The following is a 21,779-nucleotide window of genomic DNA, read 5'->3' as shown; positions in this document are numbered from 1 at the left end:
CCCCGGATACGAATAGAACCTGCATTGCCGGGAGCACCACCATTGCGCACAATGTTTACGCCAGCCATTCTTCCCTGTAGTGCCTGCTGTGCACCACCGGAAGGTATATTTTCAATGTCAGACCCTTTAATAGCAGATATAGAGCCCGTAACATCTTTCTTCTCTTGTGTACCATATCCCACCACCACAACTTCTGACAGTGTTTGCATATCGGCAATCAGTGTTACAGTTAGTGTTGTCTGGTTGTTAACGGCAACTTCCTGTGTAGTGAAGCCGATAAAACTGAACACCAGCACCGCATTACCGTCAGGCACGCTAATGGAAAATTCTCCGTTCGAATCTGTCGTTGTACCGGTGGTAGAGCCTTTTATCACTACGTTTACTCCGGGTACTGTCTCGCCGGATTCTTCACGTACTACACCTTTTACTACTATATCTTGCTGAAATATACCGGTAAAGATCAAATCCTTGCGGGCCTGCACCAGCATGGCAGTAGAAGAGCCGCCACCTTTGGTCGTAAGCGGACTGATGTGCAGTTCTGCAGGCGGAGGAATAAGCGTGATCTGCTTCTTCCTGATCTTGTAGGTAATATTCGTACCATCTAGTACTTGCCGCAGCACTTCTTCTATATTCTCGCTGCGGATGGAAATGGTAACACTTTTGTTGATTGATTTCAGACGACTGTCATTTACAACAAAATGATAGTCCGTCTGGCGTTCAATCTCGCGGATCGCCATCTTTAGCGAAGCATCCTTCAGATTTAACTCAATCACATTGTCGGATTGATGTGCATTAGCTCGCAAGCCATTCGACAGAATGGCCAGCAGCAAGCATACGATCCATGCGAAACGGGACAGTGGTTGCCGCGAGCCTCGGGGAAGCGTTTGTTGTACTGTGTAAAAGTTTATCATATTAAGTGAGGTTTGATAGGTCGCCTTTCATACACCGATCACTCAAAGAGAATGATTGTGTTATTATCTTTTTTTGCTCTGAGCCGCGATGAAAGCTGGATAAGATCCAGCACTTCATCCAGACCTTCGTCTTCAATTGTCATACTCAGTCGCTCTCGTTTGGCCAGTCGCTCATCGATCCGGATATTTACCCGGAAGCGGTTCTCCAGCTTGGTGAGTACTTCGCTCAGCGGTGCGTTGTCAAACACAAGCCTGTCTTCTTTCCAGGCTGTAAAATTGGACGGGTCTACACGATGCATCGTTACCTTCTGCTGATCTGCATTGAACACCACTTGGTCGCCAGGCGCCATGGAGTATACTTGTTTTGCACCCGATACCTGCAACTCCACTTTGCCTTCTTCGAGCGTTGTTTTTACAGTAGGTTCGTTTTTAAAAGCTTCTACGTTAAAGCGTGTGCCTTTTACTTTAATGAAGATGTTGTCGGTCTTTACCGTAAAAGGTTTGCGGCCTTTGCGCACATCGAAAAATGCTTCACCTTTCAGCACAACATCACGCGAGGCGGTCCCAAATTCGGCCGGATATTCAAGTGTACTGTTCTGGTTCAGCCATACAATGGAACTATCCGGTAAAACAATGCGCGTGTTATTGCCCGATGCCGTGCGCACAAGGGTGTCATGGCGTACGGTGGTTCCCTTCGGGAGATTATATACCAGTAATGCCCCGGCTACAATAAACAGGCAGATCGATGCCGCTATATTGAGGGCTGTAAATACAAAGGTGCGCCTGTTGCGCATTATAATTACGTTATTATTATCAGCACCAGTGGCCACTGCCAGTTTTCTCCAGGCATCTTCCGTCATCTGGTGATTGACACGGTTGAGGGTAACAGAGCTTTGAAAGGCAGTATTTAGTTCATCAAAGTATAAACGGTGTGTTTCGTTCTCCTGTAACCAGGCTAACAGGCGCGATGCTTCTTCTTCAGAAGCCTGGCCTTCCAGAAAACGAAGAATAAGCTCCTTCATATCCTCTGGCATTTGATCTATCGGTGTCATGATAGTAATACAGGCAGCGGGAGGGAGGCCCTGACAAGGAAGGTGTTTTTTTTAGTAGCTGTGAGCCTGCTGGGATAGCTGCTGGCTGCTGGAACGATGTGCTAAAGGCTGCGATCAGCATTACTAACTTCGATACTGGCTGCTAGATATATGAAGCAGAAACGTTCTTCCGGACTTCCCGACTTCCGGACGTTGCATTTATTCTGTGGGAACAGTTCTGAAATAACTAGAGATACAATCCAACAACTACTGCCACCACCGCCAGATGCTCTCGTAGCTGCAGTCGCAATTTGGAGAGTGCCCGCGACATTTGGGTTTCTACGGTTTTGATGGAAATGTTGAGGCGTGTAGCAATCTCCTGGTATTTTAATCCTTCAAAGCGACTCAGCTCGAATATTCTCCGGCATTCCTGCGGTAAATGTTCAAGTGCCGTGTTGAAATCTTTTTCAAGGTCTTTGGCCAGTACCGTATGGTAGGAGTTTATGTTGTCGGTACTTTCCTGTACATAGAGGAACCACAGAAGTTCCGCATGCTTGGAGCGATTTTTTTTGCTCTCGAGCAAGTTGAGGCAACGATTCCTCACTGAAGTGAAGAGATAGGCATTCAGCGATTGCTTTTCATCGAGGCGATCGCGATGCTTCCATATAGTATAGAACAATTCCTGCACAACCTCTTCGGAGTCGTTGGTGTCGTGCAGGAATTTCTGTGCATAAGCATATAGCCGCGGATATAGCCTTCTGAAGAGAAGCTCCAGACTGCGAGGATCACCACGCTTTATATTCCGGATCAATTCTACATCTTCCGCTTCGGGCATCACAAGTAAAGTATTAAGAGTAAGACAGGGTTTGGGAATGCTATATAGCTCTTAGAACTTCAATGTAGCCGGTAAATATTTTTTTACCAGCGCTTCATAGTACGGGCGCAGCGCTTTCCAATCCGGCGGTGTTGGATTTTTAGAATAAAGATCGTACGGATTGAAGAGTTGTACCCACTTGAACATCTTGTGGTCGTGGTCGTCCATCAAATGATTGTAGGCATTTTCGCGATGCTGCGAATAGAAAGAGTGATAGCGCAGCATATATAGTCCAGGCTCAGGCAAATGATCTTTCATCATCTGGTATACATATTCATCGTGTCCCCACGACATGTGGACGTTGCGCAAACCGCAGTTCGGATAATATACTCCGTACTTTGTATTATATTTCGGATCGTGATGATCCGGGTTGGCATCAAAAAATTCGGAGTACACAATTTTATCGGAGTGGGCGCAACCTACCGGGAATGTATCGCCCACCACAGCCCATTGTGGTTCACCAAATAAACACAGTACTTTTCCCATATCATGGATCAACCCCACCAGCACCATCCAGTCGGGATGACCATCTCTGCGAATCGCCTCTGAAGTTTGTAACAGGTGTTGCATCTGATCAAGGTCTGTATCAGGATCGGAATCATCCACGAGCTGATTCAGAAAATCAAACGCATCCCAAATAGGCATTTCCTTTTTGTCGAAACGGAGGAAATTATTTCTTTTCTCCATTACGAAATCATACGTCTGGAAAGTATGATTGAGTTTGTAGAAATCGCGTACCGTATCGCGCTGGGGTGTTTCGTAGTTTCTGTACTCTTCTACTGTTTTTTCACTGGCAATAGCTTCCGGATCCGGATACCTGCGTAACAAATCATCCTCCCACTCATCGAGGTTTGTCAACGGATTGGTTTCAGTTTGCTGCTTCATATTTTGATTTATTTAATTTTATTCGAACGAATAAGATGTTCCTCAACGGATACATATACCGAACTTGGTGAATAATATCGGGTAGATCAACGTTTTGCGCCTTCTTATTTACGAAACCGGTTTCGAGCTGTATCGCTTTTATTCGTATATTATATATTTAAATCCTGCAGGTTACATGAGTGTTACCATTAAGAAAATTGCGAAAGATCTGCAACTGGCGGTTTCTACAGTTTCAAAGGCATTAAGCGATAGTCATGAAATCAGCGCGGAAACAAAGGCGCGTGTATTCGAATATGCGGCCAGGCTCGATTATATACCTAATCCGTATGCCAGCAGCCTCAAGAAAGGAAAGAGTAAAAATATAGCCGTGATATTACCGGAGGTAGCCGATAGTTTCTTTTCCGCGGCCATTAACGGCATAGAAGCCGTGGCGCAGGAGAAGGGATATCACACTATGGTATATCTCACGCATGAAGATATAAAACGCGAGCAGTCTATCGTGCGCGAGTGCCGCAATGGGCGCGTAGACGGTGTGCTTATCTCGGTAGTAGCGGGTGACTCGCTGCATGAGCACCTGCGCGATCTATATACCAACGAAGTGCCACTCGTATTCTTTGACCGCGTGTGCGAACCGATAGAAACAGCACGCGTAGTAACAGACGACCATCATTCAGGATATATAGCCACAAAACATCTCATCGAGCAAGGCTGCAGGAAAATTGCATTTCTTACCATGCCAGGCGACCTGGCCATTACCCATCATCGGCAGCAGGGTTACGAACAAGCTTTACGCGAAAACGGTATTGAGATTCGTGTACTCTACGGCACCGATCGTGAAGAAGAGAACCTCGCTATGATTCGCGAGGTTCTTCAATCTGCAGATCGCCCGGATGGTATAATCGGCTCAATCGAGAAGCTTGCCCTGCAGGTATATACCACATGTCACGCTATAGCTGTAAATATACCCCGCGATGTAAAGGTTATAGCATTCTCACACTTACAGATCGCAGCCCTGCTCAATCCACCACTCACCACCATTACACAACCTGCCTATGAAATGGGCAAAACAGCTGCCACCCTTCTTTTTCGCGCACTGGAGAAGAAGCAGGATGTAAAACATGAACACATCATTATTCCATCTGTACTTGTGGCCCGTGCCTCTACAGAAGTATTATAATCTGCGTTTATCTGCGAGAAATTACTTTGTCTTCTATTTTAAGACCTTCTATTCTGTTGAACTCTCTTTCGTTGTTTGAAACCAAGGTGTAGTTCAGACTTTTGGTATGAGCAGCAATTAAAAGATCGAGCGGGCCTATTGGTACTCCTTTTCTTTCGAGTTCACTTCTGATGATCCCATACTCAACTGCAGTAGCGTTATCGAAATTTAAATGGAAAGCGGAGCGAGGAAGTGTGTTAAGGCTAACTGATTTTTCTCTGGTTGTGTGCTCTTGCGAACACCATATTCCAGTTCAGCAACGGTTACGGAAGATACAACTAATTGTTCTGGTGGTATTTTTCTGTAATCTGTTGAGAACAGATTCGGGCTTCTTTTTTATAATGTAAATGCAAATGTTGGTATCGAGAATGTAAGTCATTAATCAAACGATTCTCTTGATTGGTCTGCGGATTGACTACGTTCGTTCATGAAGTCGGACGAAAACTGGCCAAGTTTTTTTCTCCAGTTATTCCATGTCTGGGTAGACATAGTCTTTCCCGACTCTTTTGTTTGACGCAATACTTGCTGTAGCAGAGAAAACACTTCGTCAAGCAAGCTGTCCGGTAATTTGTCTACCTCTCATTTAAGCTCTTCTTTCGTAATCATACTGCAACTTAAGAATTAGTTCCTGAATCCTTTGCATTTACCTACGCCATCAGCGCAATCTGCGGCATATAATTCTTGTCCGCAGATTATGCTGATTTGGGGCGTGTGTTTTTATTTCTTCACGGTGAAAGTATACGTCAGCTTTTCATCCTGCGAGTTGCCTCCGAGGAATACAGTATATTTTCCGGGAACAACTTCCCATGCGTTGCTTTTAAGATTCCATTTCTGAAGATCAGCTATGGAAATGTTTAGTGAAACGTCTTCTTTATTACCCGCAGCTACATGCACTCTTTTGAATTGCTTCAATTCCTTCAGCGGCATGCGTTCTCCTGAAGGATACTTGATATAGGCCTGCACGACTTCATCACCATCCATCGCACCGGTGTTTTTGATCGTAGCTGTAAACGAAACTATATCTGTCGATTTATATACTTCTTTTGGCTTCTGCTTCCACTCGTATGCAAATTGAGTATAGCTAAGGCCGAAGCCAAACGGATATTGTACCTTGCCAGTAAAGTAACGATAGGTGCGACCTTTGGTAGCATAGCTATCGTAAGCGGGCAAATCATCAAACGAATTATAGAATGTCACCGGAAGCCTCCCCGAAGGAGAAACTTTCCCGAAAAGTATATCAGCCAACGCATTGCCACCTTGTTCTCCGGAATACCACGCCAATACCACGGCATCGGCATAGGGTGCAATGGCATTGATGTCTACAGCGCTGCCTGCAGTAATTACAGCAATAATCGGCTTGTTGTGTTTTTTGCGTAACGCTTTCAAAAATACAAGGTGGCTTGCCGGTATGCTCAAGTCAGCTTTATCACCACCATGGGCTGCCAGGAATGCATCACCCTCTTCACCTTCTGACACGGGAGTTAATCCTAATACAGCAATGGTTACATCGCTGGTTTCCGATGCCCACAATCCACCGAAATGTACCGAGTCAACATCGTTGCAGCCAAGGTCGTATTGTACAGCGGTGGCAGGGCCCGCTGCCCGGGTGATACCTTCCACGAACGTAACGGTATTGGAAGATACACCATGGTAATTTCCAAGCAGTGCATCCAGCGATGCAGCATTCGCACCGGTTACTAATATGCTTCCATATTTGTTGGCGCTTAGCGGGAGTATATTTTTGTCATTCTTCAATAACACCATGCTCTGTTGTGCTGCCAAACGTGCCTGCTCGATGTTGTGTGCGTTGTGAACGCTTTCTGCACCGAGTGAATGGTAGGGCACCAATGCGGGGTCGTCATAAAAACCAAGCTTGAACTGTGTGCGCAGCGAAGGGATCAATGCCTGTTCAATTTCTTTTTCGGTGATCAGCTTTTGCTGCACCGCTTTCAGCAGGTCATCCTGTAACATATTCGAGCAATCCATGTTTACACCAACCTTCACAGCTGCCGCTGCCACATGCACAGCATCCGGCATTACCTTATGCCGTCTCCAGATATCTTCCAGTGCCCAGCAGTCGGTTACTACGTGACCTTTGAATTTCCATTCTTCACGCAGAATTTTATGCAGCAGGGTATTGCCTGTGCAGCAAGGCTCATCATTCACACGGTTATACCCGCACATTACGGATTCTACTCCGCCATTTACCAGTTCATGAAACGCATAGAGATAGGTTTCGCGCAGGTCTTTCTCATCAACAATGGCATTGAAGGTATGGCGATTGGCTTCCGGCCCACTGTGCACGGCAAAGTGTTTGGCACAGGCGGATGTCTTCAGATAATGCGGATCATTTCCCTGCAAACCCTTCACAAACGCTTTTCCCATCCTTGAGGTAAGGTATGGATCTTCACCATAGGTTTCCTGGCCACGGCCCCAGCGCGGGTCGCGAAAAATGTTGATGTTGGGCGACCAGAAGGTAAGGCCCATATACTGTATTCTTCGATCCTGTTTCACAGCCAGATTATACTTGGCACGTGCTTCCGTGGAAATCACATCAGCAATGTTTTGTTGCAGCTCATCATTGAAGGTGGCAGCCAGGGCAATAGCCTGCGGAAATACGGTTGCTTCGCCTGCGCGTGCCACACCGTGCAACGCTTCATTCCACCAGTTATACACTGGTATGCCCAGTCGTGGCACACCTTTGCTGTTATAGCCAAGCAATTGTATTTTCTCTTCCAGCGTAAGCTGTTTCAAAAGATCAGTCACACGCTCATCAACAGGCAGGTGAGTGTCCTGGTAAGGCGTTCGTGTTTGGCTGTGCGCCGAAAACACGGAAACGATGAGCATGAATATAGCGACAGACGAAACGATGGTGCGAAAAAGGCGCATATAAGTAGTTTTTAAAATTCAGGCTTCAAATATTGGGAGTAAATCCTTTCGGAGAACCATGCTGACAAGAATAATTTTTACAAGGTGAAGTGCGAAATGTTTGTTATGGAAGGGTAGAATATCCGCTTCGCATCGTTTATCTTATAACCTACATTGGCTGCTTAATCTTTAATGTGATGAGACTCATAAGATAAATGGGGTATGTTATTACCATTGTTAGATTTATAAGATTGATCGTTTCAGAATAGATGAATTACAGGAATTATTCCGCAGCAGATTTTGCTTTGGACAACCATTTTCAGAAGTGGATATTAAACCCTGATGAAGAGACTTCCAGGTTTTGGATGGACTGGCTGCATGATAACCCGCATATGAAGGCGGAAGTTGAAGAGGCAACTGCTTTGATGAAACTGTCTGGCCTTGCGTCCGATGCGGCGGCAAATACCGCATTTCTGGATGTTTGGGAAAAATTAAAGGACAATGCAGAACAGCAGGAAACTGTATTACATAGCGCAACAAAACGCAAATACATGCCCTGGGTAGCAGCACTGGTGGCCTGCTTGGCCGTGGTGGCGGTATATCTTGTTGTTATTTCAGAAAAACCGGTGGCTGTATATACAACCGCCTATGGCGAAGTGAAAGAATATATATTGCCGGATGGATCGAGTGCTACACTGAATGCAAATTCAAAACTGATATGCGAAGGAGATTGGGTGAGCGAACGAAAGGTAACACTGGAAGGTGAAGCCTTCTTCCAGGTAAAGAAAACTGCCGACCGTAAAACTTTTACCGTAAAGACACAGGATGATGTTACGGTGAAAGTTTTGGGAACAAAATTTAACGTGAATGCGCGCCATAATCATCCGGTTGTTTATTTGCAGGAGGGCAAAATTGCTTTCAGTGCTAAACAGAAAGAAGTAGTTCTTGAACCAGGCGATCTGGCAACAATGGATGGTACCGGGCAGAACATCTACATAACACATCACGCCGAAGATTCGGCAGCAGGCGAACTTGCATGGAGAAGTAACTTCTTTGTATATAATGACGCACCGCTCTCTTTAATTGCGCGTCACCTGGAAGACAATTTCGGACTGGACGTTGTGCTTACGGATTCTTCACTGTGTAATAAGCGGGTTACGTTTAAAACTACCCAAAAAAGGATTAGTATTTTGCTTGAAATAATAGCCCAAACACTCGATGTAACCGTTGAGCAAAATAAAAATCAAATCATTATAAGCCCTCGTACTCGTGATTGATTACTTTTATGGCTACTGGCTTCCCCCAACAAAGCCCAAACCCCGGGGGTAACCGATTATATACCCATGAACCACCATTCCCAAAGAGTGATAAAAGCATACAGTGCTTTTGTCGCATGCTTTTGCATGGTAGGGTGTGTTTATGCACAAGACGCAGCGTTTCAGGAACGCACGCATAAAAGGAAGTTAACCAACTCAAGTCACCCTTCCCGGTTAGTCAGTAAGCCGGTCCCGCTCATTGATGCACTGCACAGTCTCGAGGCGCGCAAGCATGTAAGCTTTGCTTACCAGAGAGATTTTCTGGAAGGAAAAACAGTTATATATAATCCCGATGAAATAACGGACCTGGAAGCATATCTTACCCAGGTGCTTACGCCGCTGCACCTTGCATTCAAAAAAGTAGAAGGTACAGATGATCTGATATATGTGATCTATCCGCAACGGGAAAAGCAACCCGATGCCATCACAAAGATTGTGAAAAAGAAATTTTCCGGCCGGGTTATCAACGAGCGTGGTGAAGGAATATTGGGTGTGAATGTATTTCAGAAAGCGCAAGGCACCGGAGTAATTACTGATGAAAATGGAAATTATACCATCGAGCTTCTTCCACAAGATCAAAATATACTCGTCTTCTCACACATTGGGTATCAGGTAAAGGAGGCATCTGCGCAAGACCCGTTGGCAACCGAAGTTATGTTGGTTGAAAATACTGCACAGCTCTCGGAGGTGGTTGTTACCGCGCTGGGTATAAGCCGTAATCAAAAGGCGCTGGGATATTCGGTAAGCACCATTGGTTCTTCACAGATTACACAGGCGGGCAATACAAATTTTGCCTCAGCTTTATATGGCAAAGCTTCCGGAGTAAGAATACGCACAGCACCGGGCGGTGCCACCAGCGCTGTTACCGTGCAGGTGCGGGGTTTAAATTCACTGAACTACAATGCTCAGCCGCTATATATTATTGATGGTGTAGTGATGCGCGATGGCAATGAGAAAGGTGCTGCCGGTGTAAACAACACCGATTACTTTACCGATTCCCGCATTCGGGGAAATGGTATACTGGATATAAATCCGGCCGATATCGAAACTGTATCGGTACTCAAGGGTGCCGGTGCAACCGCATTATACGGATCGGACGCTGCGAACGGTGTGGTGGTAATCACTACAAAGAAGGGCGATAAAAAAGCCGGCCTGGGAGTTGATATAAACTATACGGTTAGTGCAGAGCAGGTTGCTTTCACACCTCACTTCCAGAATATATATGGCCCCGGCTTTGATCGCGACAGGAATATATCCCTCGGTGCCGATGCAGCGGGCTGGGTTCCGGTAGATACAGACAACGATGGTGTAGCCGATACAAAGCGACCGTTGTTTGAATCGTATGCACAATTCGGCCCAAAAATGGATGGTCAATCCGTAATGTGGTGGGATGGCAAAATGCACAGCTACTCCACGCATCCGAATAACTATAAAGATTTTTACCGCACGGGGTATAACGCTATGTTTAATGCTTCTGTGAGCGATAAGTTTGAGAAGTATGCGTATCGCGTTTCATATTCACGAAACGATTATGAAGGTATACAGGTAGGAGGAAGACTCCAGCGCAATACGGTTAACCTGAATAATTATATCAAGATCAGCAATCGCCTTACGGCTGATGTGGTGTTGAACTATACCAATAGCTTAGTGCATAATCGTCCGTTGAAGATCAATCGTATCACCGGAAGCTGGGATGGTTTCTTCAGTCGGGCGGAAGACATGAAGCTGTTCTTTGAGAAATATAAAACAACGAAAGGGTATAAATGGGTGCCGTACGATCAGGCTCAGCGCGATCCGCAGGAGGCACTGCACTACGTTACACCGCGGGGCTTTGAAGTGATGAACTTTCTGTGGAAGCAGCTTCGCGATAGTGAAGACGAGCGGCAAAACCGGTTGATCTCGAGTGTTACGCTACATTACCAGTTTAATAACAATCTGTCGTTTCGTGGAAAGATAGGTAACGACTTTACCAGCCTGTCTACCAAAGCCAAAGGCCATAGCGAATATCCCAGTGCGTTTAATGTGAATAGCAGTACCGGTTCGTATAGCGTTTCCAGCGGACGCTATTCTATCTTTTATACCGATGCCTTGCTTACCTATACAAAAGCACTCTCCAGCGATTTTTCACTCACTGCCAATGGAGGGTTCCAGCTGCGCGATGAACAATACCGCGATCAGGTAACGGCCACCGGCAGCGGACTGGTCGTAGAGAACTGGTTTAGTTTGAATAATTCGTATAGTGCCAGCAAACTGGCAACAGAAACACAATCATTGATTCTCAAGTATGCTTTTCTGGGGTTAATCAATGCTAACTATAAAGATTATTTGTTCTTCGAAGCAACTGCGCGACAAGAGTATTCTTCCACGTTGGCACCGGGGAAGAACAGTTATTTCTACCCATCGGTAAACAGCGGATTTGTTTTTTCTGAAGTAATGAATTTGCCACAGGCTATATCGTATGCCAAACTGCGTGCTTCTTATGGTGTAGTAGGGAATGCACCGCCGGTATATGAGGCGAATATACTGTACGATCTTTCGGCACTTCAAACCAGCAACGGCTCTGTAATAGCCGCTACAGCACAGGGAAGTTTATATGGGAATAATAATATTCGCCCGGAGAATAAATATGAAACAGAGTTCGGTGTTGAAACCAAATGGTTTGAAAACAAGATTGGTGTTGACCTTACCTATTATTCCAGCAAGATCAGGAACCAGATATTAAAGAAAGATCTGCCCTCGAGTGTAGGCGCCAGTAAAATATTAACCAATATAGGTGAGCTGCGCAATAGTGGATGGGAGCTCGGTATAAATACAACGTTGGCTACGGGTAAATTTTCATGGAGCACAGCATGGAATGTGGCTGTAAATTCTTCCAGGGTATATTCGCTGGGAGACGGAGTTGACAAGATGGTGTTTCGTGATATGGAGGGAAGCTCCATTCAGGTTGTTGCCGAACGCGGACAATCAATCGGCAATATTTATGTATATCCACGCAAAACTGATGCGCAAGGAAATTTTGTAATCAATGATAAAGGGCTTTACATCATCGATAAAACCCGCTATGTAAAAGCCGGCAACATGCTGCCCAAAGTTACCGGCGGGTTTATGAATACATTCCGTTTCAAAAATATAAGCCTCGATGTTGCTGTTGACTATAGCCTGGGTGGAAAAATTATTTCAGCTCCGCTGAAATACGGAATGGGATCTGGTATGTATAAAAGCACACTACAATATAGAACAGCAGAAACAGGCGGATTGCCCTACTATATAAATGGCAACGGAGCCAAGGTGCTGTTGAGCAGTCAGGACATGATTGCCCCGGATGGCGGGCAGGTATATCATGATGGTGTCGTATTGAAAGGCGTTACGGAGAGTGGCACACCTAACTCTACGGTGATTGATGCTGCTACCTATTACCTCAATACTTTCGATTGGGGAAGCAATAGCTGGAATGAAGCCGGTGCTATCTATAACAATAGCTATGTAAAGATGCGCGAAGTAGTGTTGAGCTATAGCCTTCCGTTAAAGGCAACAAATAAATTACATTTTCAAAGCATACGGGTCTCCCTTATTGGTCGCAATCTTTTTTATATCTGGAGAACGTTGGAAAACCTCGATCCTGAATCAACGATTGGAACAAACTGGCTTAACCAGGGCATTGATGAAGGTTCCAACGCTGCCACGAGAAGTTATGGATTTTCAGTTAACATGAGTTTCTAACAGCAAAAAAGAGTATGAGGGTAAGAGGCAGTCGGGTATATATAGTTTCTTTGCTGATCGCAGCCACGATCATGAACGCCTGCCGGCACGAACTGGATGAACGTTATCTGAATCCAGACCGTACCTCCCATGCAACCATTGATCAGTTCTTCACCGAGATGTTGAATAACAACCGAGTAAGGCCATCATATTGGGAGGTAAGCACATTTATAAACTGGCATATCGGTATATATACACAATCAGTCGGGTATCTGAATACGGAGTCGGTATATCAGCAGAACGAAGCCTATATCAGTAACTATTGGGACGACTTTTACAGGCCAGGACCGAATGGCTCGGGTGTTATGGCCCAGTATCGTGAGATTGAAAAAGAGTACGCAGCGCTATCGGCTGATGAGCAGAAAGAGATGGAAATTTTTGTGCAGGCAGCAAGAGTCGTTTTATATGAAGAGACTATAAAGATGGTGGATCTCTGGGGTGATATACCCTTCAGCGAAGCGGGCATGTTGAATAAAAAAGGCGAAGTGATTTACCCGGTGTACGATAACAGTAAAGATGTATATGACGCTATGCTAAGCGGACTTCAGGATGCCGCTGAATATTTTTCCACCGCTACTCCTTCTACACTCACGCAGTCGCTCTTTTCCAGGCAGGATATACTGCTGACCGGAAATATCAGGCAATGGCAGCGCTATGCCAACTCGCTGCGCCTTCGCCTGCTCATGCGTATCTCGTTTATGGATGAAGCACGTGCGAAGCAGGAAGTACAGATGATGTTAAGTGATCCATCGGCCTATCCGTTACTGGGAGATGATAATGCATCCTATTCCCCTGCAGAAGATGATATACTGCTACAACCGCTGACGAACTATACTGATGATTTGCATGGTGCCTTCTCCGACTGGACAAACTATCCGGCTCCTTATTACATGCTCGAACATGTATTGAAGCCGGTAAACGACCTCCGCATTCCTGTTCTGTTTGATAAGTACGGACAAACGATGAACGGCACTTTTATTCCCAACGCAGAATACAATGGTATGCCGGTAAATGAGTCAGGCACGGCACAACAACTTAGTTTGGAAGACTATGCTATACTTGATTCTGTTACATTTCTTTATAACTCCAAATTGCCCGGTGTGGTTATGACGGTATCGGAAGTTGGGTTTTTGAAAGCTGAAGCGTATGAACGATGGGGTGGAGGCGATGCACAGAAAGTGTATGCGCAGGCAGTAGAAAACTCGGTCGATTTCTATTATTATTTAAATAATCTGAATCAGGCTTCCGGTAAATTGCTTGCACCCCCGGCTGAACCGGTAAAAGAGGCCTTCATCAATTTCGTTATTATACCTAAATATACCGGTACTACCGATGAAAAATTAGCCGCCATAGCAACACAAAAATGGCTTCACCTCGGTTTTATGCAGGCTATAGAGAGTTGGGCTGAATTGAGAAGAACCGGTTATCCACAATTATATTTTTATCCCTCCCAGCTTGCGGGATATGAGTTACCTCCTTTACGGCTTTTATACCCTGCCAGCGAAAAAACTTTCAATAGCAATTATGCTTCTGTTGCCGCTAAAGATTTTCGTAACAGCAAGATTTTCTGGGATATACACTAGCCTGAATACGGAGATTACTAGAATATAATTTCGTTTGTGTATATTTTGTGCGTTTTGTTTTCCGTGGTTTGACATCAATATAAAATTTTTTTTGGTTGTAGACGATTAGATTCAGGGGAATGGGCCGTTTAAGAGGAAACCACTAAAAAGAATGGATCATTGTTATAATAATTCATTTCTATTACCCTATGATGGTATGCAAAGACGGATGCTGTACCAGGCATACCGTCACAATCGTGTTTATACTTCTTCTGCTTTACAATTCCTGCAAAATAAAGAGTCTATAATCATTACCCTGGTGCGACTGGTCTCCTTCGCTCTGACGACCGCTGTAGCGTTTTTGAAAATTTGGTTTGGGTTAACGCTGATTTCAATACATACAAATGTGTCGCACCGGGTTAATGAAATCCCTCTCGAAGTTTTTTTATTTTTCATCCTTTTAAATTTTAATCAAAATAACCTATGATGAAACATCTACTAAAAGGGATAAGACCGCTTATGGTTTTTATCTTCTGTTTTTGCTTTGCGTATGCCGCGCGGAGTCAGAGTGCAACGGTCAATGGTACGGTAACTTCAAAGAGTGACGGAGCTCCATTACCGGGAGTAAATGTGACGGTAAAGGGAACAACGATCGGAACTTCAACAGACTCAGATGGAAAATATACTATTAATGCGAGTGGCTCTGCTACGCTCGTTTTTTCCTTTATAGGTTACGCACCTCAGGAAGTACCTGTTAATAATCAGACTGCAGTTGACGTGGTGTTAGAAGAGGATATATCTCAGCTTGGTGAGGTGGTAGTTACAGCTTTTGGTTTGGAGCGGGAGAAGAAAGCATTAACCTATTCAGCGCAGAAAATTTCAACTGACGAATTTTCGGAAGCACGTTCTCTGAACGTGGCGAACTCTTTGTCGGGAAAGGTCGCAGGGCTTAGCTTTTCAACAACCGGAAATGGTGTGGGTAGCTCATCGAGAATTACGCTTAGAGGTAACCGCTCGCTGACCGGAAACAATCAGCCGCTTTTCGTAATTGATGGTGTGCCAATGGATAACAATGTGGCTTCTACACCGTCAACAGATATTGGGGGAACTACCAGCTTCAATGGTATATCAAGTATCAACCCTGAGGACATCGCTTCTATTTCTGTATTGAAAGGACCCTCTGCAGCTGCGCTATATGGAACACGTGCCAGCAATGGCGTTATTATTATAACCACTAAGAAGGGTGCAGCGGGACAGACTAATATATCAGTTTCTTCAAACCTGATGTTCTCAAAGGCCTATAACTTGCTGAATCTTCAAAATAAATACGGACAAGGCAGTGGCGGAGTATATGATCCTACATCCAGGAGTAGCTGGGGACCGGAAATGGTTGGTCAGGAAGTAGCAGCATGGCAGCTTTCATTTAATCCTAAATACGCGGGGCCGGCTACTTACGCACTTACTCCGCAGCCAAACAATGGCATGGACTTCTTCAGAACCGGGTATAACTGGGCAAAGACCATTTCCGCATCAACGGGAAGCCAGACTACCCAGGCATATTTTTCCTATACCAACACCAATTCACAAGGTATAGTACCGGGAAACAAATTGAACAGACATAACCTGAATTTGCGAATTACCAGTGATCTTAGCAGTAAGTTGAAACTGGATGTAAAGACGAACTATATCTATCAACAGATCGACAACGCGCTGAATACCGGTGAAGGATCGATAGGCGAAGGGGCATATACAATGCCGAGAAGTATGCAATACAGCCAATACAAGCAATACCAATATATAGATGATGCAGGGCAGATTCAGTATAATTGGCCGAATCCAAAATCTATAAACGGAGTAATGGAGAATCCGGCATGGCTTGCACACAGAAACCTGAGAACAGATGAGCAAAACAGATTTATAGGATTTGCATCATTGAAGTATAATTTTACAGATGCCCTCAGCTTGCAGGTGCGCTCCGGACTTGATCAATCAGCAATTTCAACAGATGTTTCCAGGTATGCTTCAGTGTCAGTAATTGCTAATGATTTCGGAAGCTATTCACAATCAAAAGGAACTACCCGTGAGCTGAACTCAGACTTCCTTTTGGCTTACAATAAAAAGTTTGGAGACTTCTCTGTTAATATAAGTGCCGGTGGTAACTCCCTGATGCAAAAACGATCTACGCTAACTTCAGGGGGTACGTTGAGTAAGAGAAACTTTTTTGCGATAAGCAACCTCTCTACGTCTACCACAACTTCTGATCCTTATAATAAGCGAATCAACTCATTTTATGGTTTTGCTCAGGTAGGCTATAAAGATGTTTTATTCCTGGATGTTACCGGTCGCAATGACTGGTCTTCAGCTTTGCCTGCAAATAACAGATCTTATTTCTATCCATCAGTAGGTCTTTCAGGGGTGTTGACGGATATGCTTAACGTTGAGTCTGGAATACTGACTTATTTAAAAGTAAGGGCATCACATGCTTCTGTGGGTAATGACACAGATCCTTATCGATTAAGTCAACAGCTTTTTTACTACGGCATCGATGGTGGTGTAGTACAATCATCCACCGTACTCAATAACCCGAATCTTAAGCCGGAAATCTCCAGCTCAAACGAGCTGGGAATAGATTCCAGGTTTTTCAACAACCGAATCGGGTTAGATGTTACTTTGTACGAGACCAAAACCAAGAACCAGATTTTTACTATAAACGTACCGGAACCTTCCGGGGCTGGCACGCAGGTAGTGAACGGTGGTTCCATTCGGAACAGGGGTATAGAAGTAATACTTAATGCAAATGTTATCCAAACCGATGCTTTCAAATGGGATGTAACTGTCAACTACTCAAGTTACAGAACGAAGGTACTTAGCATCATGGAAGGGCGTAACGACCTGTCGATCACTACAGGCTATGAGCGATTGGCTCAAACGCTTATCAAAAAAGGAGGAGGCTATGGAGACCTTTATATCAGAGGCTTTAATCGCACAAGCGATGGACAGATTCTGGTTAACGGGACCACAGGTATGCCGGAATTCACCTCAGGCTTTGATAAAAAAGCAGGTAACTTCAATCCGAGCTGGTTGGGTGGTATACAAAACAAGTTGTCTTACAAAGATTTTTCTCTTAGCTTTCTGATTGATGCAAGAATCGGAGGTAAAGTTATCTCCTATACCCAGGCAAAACTGGCTGGAGTAGGAGCAAGTGATATTACCCTTAATGGACGAACAGATGGTTTTGTAGTAAATGGCGTTGTTGCTACCCGTGACGCAGACGGAAATATTATCTCGACCACACCGAACACAACTTCAATCAAAGCAGAAACGTATTGGACGCAGGTAGCAAGCCGTGATCCAAGCTCCGCTGAAGATTTTGTCTTTAGTGCAACCAATATCCGGTTGAGAGAATTGGTTTTCGGGTATTCCGTACCGAAGAAAATTTTAGGAGATGGCCCATTCACAGGAGTGAACTTCTCGATTGTAGGAAGAAACCTGTTCTTCCTCATGAACAAGGCCAAGTACTTCGATCCTGAACAGGGCGTAGGCGTAGGGAACCTTCAAGGGATAGAATCATTCAACATTCCTACTACAAGAGACATTGGATTTAATGTGAAAGTAAATTTTTAAAGGAAAGTAGCGATGAAAAAATATAGTATAAAATATATCACACTGGCGATTTTGTTATTGTCAGTGAGCTGTACCAAGGATTTTGATGAAATTAATACCAATCCGAATACCCTTACAGCAGATCAACTGGATGCGACTATGGCAGGGCCGTCATTTGCCAACGCTTTATACAAAGGAATTGGTAATGCCTCATGGTCTCTTCCTGGAGACGACTATGGTACTTACGGATTGAGTACGATGCTCCATTCAATGGTTTTTTCTCATTATTTTTCTTCAGGCGATCCAACCTGGAAAACTGAAAGAAATGGAATTAATGATGGATGGAGAAGCCGCGGTTGGACCAGATTTTATACGCTTGCGGTACCTTCTTTGAGAAATGCATATACAGCATCACAAGGAAATGCTGAAGCATTAGCCATTCTTGATATTTGGAAAGTGTTCATGTTTCATAGATTCACCGATTCATGGGGGCCTGTGCCTTATTCCCAAGCTGGATTTGGTGGTGCATCGGTACCGTATGATTCCCAGGAGTCCATGTATGCGGACTTTTTCAAATTACTGGAAGCAGCAAATGCTACTTTGGGTGCTTCTTCGCAAACTACAGTAGCTATTTTTGGAAGCTACGACAGAGTATACGGAGGGAATATTGAAAAGTGGCGGAGATTTGGTAATTCACTCAGACTGCGCCTTGCATTGAGAATATCTGATGTGAATGCTTCTACCGCTAAAACTCAGGCAGAAGCTGCCGTAGCTGCGGGTGTTATCGAGTCTAATGATGGAAGCGCTTACTTTGCCACAACCAAAGATGCATATAACGACTTTGTTGATGTAGCGCGCTATTGGGGATTTTATATGTCGGCCGATATGGAAAGTATCCTGAAGGGATATAACGATCCCAGGCTTTCAATATGGTTTGCTGTTAACAAAGATGGAAACTTCATAGGCCAGCCAAATGGAGGCGGAACGCAACGTGACTGGAGTGAGGATATCTTAAGTCAGACAAATCAAACCACTACATTTGGGAATCCTGAAACAAAGCCGATCGAAATTATGATGGCATCTGAGACCTACTTCAATCTCGCAGAAGGTGTTCTGAACGGATGGAATATGGGTGGAGGAACAGCACAGTCTAATTATGAAAAAGGTGTCCGCTTATCTTTGCAGCAATGGGGAGTTACGGATAATAGTGAAATTGATGCCTATATTGCCGGAAATACTACAGCAGTAGAGCCGACTTTAGTTAATGAATATGCAGCTGCTGGTCTTAGCACCACTCCTCCGGTTGATGTGCCTGTATCCTGGGCAGACACTGAGAATGAACAAAGAAAACAGATAGCAGTTCAGAAGTACCTCGGACTTTTTCCGGAATCATGGGAAGCCTGGTCTGACCTGAGAAGAACAGATGCAAATATCTTGTATCCTTTATTGCAAACAGAAAATTCTGCTGTTGGAAGAGGAGTTATGAAAAGACTCACTTATGTTCCTAATGAATACAGTACAAATACCGATGCTGTTGATGCAGCCGTAAGCACAATTGCAGGAGGACAGGATGTAGGCAGTGCGAAAGTTTGGTGGGACGTTAATTAAAATATATAGAACTGGATAAAAAGTCCGCCTCAAGCTTTTGAGGCGGACTTTTTTTGTTTTTAGAGATAAGTAAAAAAGTAACGACTGCCACAGATTATAATCCAGGTATATATCCAATAGGCTCGTTGTAAGACTACCGAACTATACTGAAGCTAATCTTCACGTAAGATTTTCTGATCCTGCGTAGAAATAATGCATAATTTGCTGCATTTGCCAATATTTCAAGGAAATAGGTGCGCACACGGTAACTGGTCGATAGTGTAAGAATATCGATGTATTTACAAATTATCTTTAATTGTTGTGCCTTTAATTTACGCCTAGTTAGTACGTTATACCTAATTCTTCCCTGTTGGTGAAATCTTTACTGTTGACTGTGTATTGCATAGCAGCCTGCTCGATCGCGTATGCCCAGAACCTGGAGTCGATCGGCAAGCAGAACCCGCTATCCATTTCAGGAGGTGTTTCCCTGAACCAGATTGTATACGGTGTGCATGGTATTGAATCCAGACGCGATCCTTACTCTTATTATGCATCCGGCAATATTAACTTCTCTCTATACGGCTGGAACTGCCCGTTGAGCTTCTCAGTCTCCAATCAGAATACATCTTTCCAGCAGCCTTTCAATCAATATAGTTTGCATCCAACCTATAAATGGATTACCGGTCATGCCGGCTATACCAGCATGACGTTCTCTCCCTACACTGTAAATGGCCATATATTTCTGGGTGGAGGCGTTGATCTTGCCCCGGAAGGTAAATTTAAATTCAGTGCTCTTTATGGACGCTTTCTAAAAGCCGTGGAACCCGATAGCACACGAGAAAACGCCGTAACGCCTGCTTTCAAACGGATGGGCTATGGGTTTAAAGCCAGCTATGGTGACGGCAGTAGTTTCGTGGATATTATAACTTTCCACGCTCAGGATGAAATTAATTCGATTCGATATGTACCTGAGAACGAAGGTATACTGCCACAAGAGAACCTTGTAATGAGTATAGCTGCAGGAAAATCACTGTTTGAACATTTTCTTGTAAAGGCTGAACTGGCCGCCAGTGCGCTCTCGCGCGACACACGTGCTGCAGAAGCAGATGAAAATCATCCATTGGCAAAAGCGAAGCTGTTGTATACACCCCGCATCTCATCCTCTTATTATAAAGCCTTTAAAACATCACTCAACTATCAGCAGGATGGCTATACATTGGGTGTTGCCTACGAGCGCATCGACCCGCAGTATAGAACACTGGGTGCCTACTACTTTAACAACGACCTTGAGAATATAACGGCCAATGGTGCCGTAGCGATTTTACAAGGCAAGATGAATGTAGCCGTAAGTGCCGGTACACAACATGATAACCTCGACAAGAGTAAGATCAGCACCATGCGCAGGGCGGTGGGATCAGTCAACATAGGCTATGCACCTACACAGAAAGTAAATCTGGGTGCATCATACTCCAACTTTCAAACTTATACCAACATCCGCTCGCAGTTTGTGAATGTAAACCAGCTTACACCTTACGATAATCTTGATACACTGAATTATACCCAGATATCGCAGAATGCCACCCTTACCGGTATGTATATGTTTGGCAAGAATGAGAACAAGCGTCAGACGCTGAACTGCAACCTTACCTTTCAGGATGCTGCCGATAAGCAAAGTCAGGTGAAACAGAATTCAGGAGTGCAATTCTATAACATCAACACAGCGTATGCACTTAATATAGTGCCGCGCAACCTGATGCTCTCTGCATCTTTTAATGCAACGCTGAATAAAGGCGCAAATGTAGATTCCAAAACCGTGGGGCCTACAGTAGCGGTAAGCAAATCGTTTTTTGAGAAGAAACTTCGAACAACATTATCGTCATCCTATAACAGCACGTTTGCCAATTCGGAACGGATAAGTACTGTAATTAACGGACGACTGAACGGAAGTATATCTGTACAAAAGAAACATAATCTGAACCTGAGCCTGGTAGTTGTGAACCGAAGTACGAATAAAGAGGGTGCTGCTCAGGCTTTTACCGAGTTTACCGGAACGTTGGGGTATAGCTACTCATTCGGTATTCGTTAAAGTTTAAGATTTAAGGTTCAAAGTTTAAAGTTCAAGGTTTAAAGTTCAAGGTTTAAAGTTCAAAGTTTAAAGTTCAAAGTT

At 44.4% G+C, this 21,779-nt stretch carries 13 protein-coding genes; 7 read left to right on the top strand and 6 right to left on the bottom strand.

Annotated features, from left to right (window positions below; all coding sequences use genetic code 11):
* The 4 genes from V7Q33_RS20460 to V7Q33_RS20445 all read right to left on the bottom strand — a co-directional run.
* Positions 1-911: DUF4974 domain-containing protein (locus tag V7Q33_RS20460; protein ID WP_333821086.1), on the bottom strand; the 911-nt coding region annotated here is incomplete at its 3' end.
* Positions 912-949: 38 nt separating this feature from the next.
* Positions 950-1,933, bottom strand: coding sequence for a FecR family protein (locus tag V7Q33_RS20455; protein WP_333821085.1), 984 nt, complete (start codon positions 1,931-1,933; stop codon positions 950-952).
* Positions 1,934-2,189: 256 nt separating this feature from the next.
* Positions 2,190-2,777 (bottom strand): RNA polymerase sigma-70 factor, encoded by a 588-nt coding sequence (locus tag V7Q33_RS20450; protein ID WP_331980908.1) that lies wholly within the window; start codon positions 2,775-2,777, stop codon positions 2,190-2,192.
* A gap of 51 nt (positions 2,778-2,828) precedes the next feature.
* Positions 2,829-3,701, bottom strand: coding sequence for an inositol oxygenase family protein (locus tag V7Q33_RS20445; RefSeq protein WP_331980910.1), 873 nt, complete (start codon positions 3,699-3,701; stop codon positions 2,829-2,831).
* Between the two features lie 175 nt (positions 3,702-3,876).
* Between V7Q33_RS20445 and V7Q33_RS20440 the strand changes: the two genes are divergently transcribed.
* The gene (locus V7Q33_RS20440; protein ID WP_331980912.1) at positions 3,877-4,878 is read left to right on the top strand and encodes a LacI family DNA-binding transcriptional regulator; all 1,002 of its coding nucleotides are present in this window, start codon (positions 3,877-3,879) and stop codon (positions 4,876-4,878) included.
* Positions 4,879-4,885: 7 nt separating this feature from the next.
* On the opposite strand, the gene V7Q33_RS23460 is transcribed toward V7Q33_RS20440, so the two are convergent.
* Together V7Q33_RS23460 and V7Q33_RS20435 are read right to left on the bottom strand one after the other, a co-directional pair.
* The gene (locus V7Q33_RS23460; protein WP_414693467.1) at positions 4,886-5,164 is read right to left on the bottom strand and encodes a type II toxin-antitoxin system VapC family toxin; all 279 of its coding nucleotides are present in this window, start codon (positions 5,162-5,164) and stop codon (positions 4,886-4,888) included.
* Positions 5,165-5,634: 470 nt separating this feature from the next.
* A complete protein-coding gene (locus V7Q33_RS20435) occupies positions 5,635-7,806 on the bottom strand; it encodes a glycoside hydrolase family 3 N-terminal domain-containing protein (RefSeq protein WP_333821082.1) in 2,172 nt (723 codons plus the stop codon).
* Between the two features lie 371 nt (positions 7,807-8,177).
* Here V7Q33_RS20435 and V7Q33_RS20430 point away from each other — a divergent pair, with 371 nt between their 5' ends.
* The 6 genes from V7Q33_RS20430 to V7Q33_RS20405 all read left to right on the top strand — a co-directional run bounded on the left by V7Q33_RS20430 (position 8,178) and on the right by V7Q33_RS20405 (position 21,698).
* Positions 8,178-9,062: a FecR family protein gene (locus V7Q33_RS20430; protein WP_331980916.1), complete on the top strand. Its 885-nt coding sequence runs from the start codon at positions 8,178-8,180 to the stop codon at positions 9,060-9,062.
* 66 nt (positions 9,063-9,128) lie between these two features.
* Complete coding sequence (locus tag V7Q33_RS20425; RefSeq protein WP_333821080.1) at positions 9,129-12,821, top strand: SusC/RagA family TonB-linked outer membrane protein; 3,693 nt, start codon at positions 9,129-9,131, stop codon at positions 12,819-12,821.
* Positions 12,822-12,835: 14 nt separating this feature from the next.
* Entirely contained in the window at positions 12,836-14,443 is a 1,608-nt protein-coding gene (locus V7Q33_RS20420; RefSeq protein WP_333821079.1) for a SusD/RagB family nutrient-binding outer membrane lipoprotein, read from the top strand.
* A gap of 462 nt (positions 14,444-14,905) precedes the next feature.
* Positions 14,906-18,046 (top strand): SusC/RagA family TonB-linked outer membrane protein, encoded by a 3,141-nt coding sequence (locus V7Q33_RS20415; RefSeq protein WP_331980922.1) that lies wholly within the window; start codon positions 14,906-14,908, stop codon positions 18,044-18,046.
* A 12-nt stretch (positions 18,047-18,058) separates the two neighbouring features.
* Positions 18,059-19,633 (top strand): SusD/RagB family nutrient-binding outer membrane lipoprotein, encoded by a 1,575-nt coding sequence (locus V7Q33_RS20410; protein WP_331980924.1) that lies wholly within the window; start codon positions 18,059-18,061, stop codon positions 19,631-19,633.
* A 373-nt stretch (positions 19,634-20,006) separates the two neighbouring features.
* Positions 20,007-21,698, top strand: a complete 1,692-nt coding sequence (locus V7Q33_RS20405; RefSeq protein WP_333821078.1) for a hypothetical protein — start codon at positions 20,007-20,009, stop codon at positions 21,696-21,698.
* The last annotated feature ends 81 nt before the right edge of the window (positions 21,699-21,779 follow it).

This window comes from Ohtaekwangia sp. (genome assembly GCF_036786105.1).
Lineage (GTDB): Bacteria > Bacteroidota > Bacteroidia > Cytophagales > Cyclobacteriaceae > Ohtaekwangia.
This window is presented reverse-complemented; position numbering and strand designations above follow the sequence as displayed.

Coding starts and splice junctions, on each gene's coding strand:
- V7Q33_RS20415 (WP_331980922.1), top strand. CDS start 14,906: ATGATGAAACATCTACTAAAAGGGATAAGACCGCTTATGGTTTTTATC.
- V7Q33_RS20410 (WP_331980924.1), top strand. CDS start 18,059: ATGAAAAAATATAGTATAAAATATATCACACTGGCGATTTTGTTATTG.
- V7Q33_RS20425 (WP_333821080.1), top strand. CDS start 9,129: ATGAACCACCATTCCCAAAGAGTGATAAAAGCATACAGTGCTTTTGTC.
- V7Q33_RS20420 (WP_333821079.1), top strand. CDS start 12,836: ATGAGGGTAAGAGGCAGTCGGGTATATATAGTTTCTTTGCTGATCGCA.
- V7Q33_RS20430 (WP_331980916.1), top strand. CDS start 8,178: ATGAAGGCGGAAGTTGAAGAGGCAACTGCTTTGATGAAACTGTCTGGC.
- V7Q33_RS20440 (WP_331980912.1), top strand. CDS start 3,877: ATGAGTGTTACCATTAAGAAAATTGCGAAAGATCTGCAACTGGCGGTT.
- V7Q33_RS20445 (WP_331980910.1), bottom strand. CDS start 3,701: ATGAAGCAGCAAACTGAAACCAATCCGTTGACAAACCTCGATGAGTGG.
- V7Q33_RS20435 (WP_333821082.1), bottom strand. CDS start 7,806: ATGCGCCTTTTTCGCACCATCGTTTCGTCTGTCGCTATATTCATGCTC.
- V7Q33_RS20450 (WP_331980908.1), bottom strand. CDS start 2,777: ATGCCCGAAGCGGAAGATGTAGAATTGATCCGGAATATAAAGCGTGGT.
- V7Q33_RS20455 (WP_333821085.1), bottom strand. CDS start 1,933: ATGAAGGAGCTTATTCTTCGTTTTCTGGAAGGCCAGGCTTCTGAAGAA.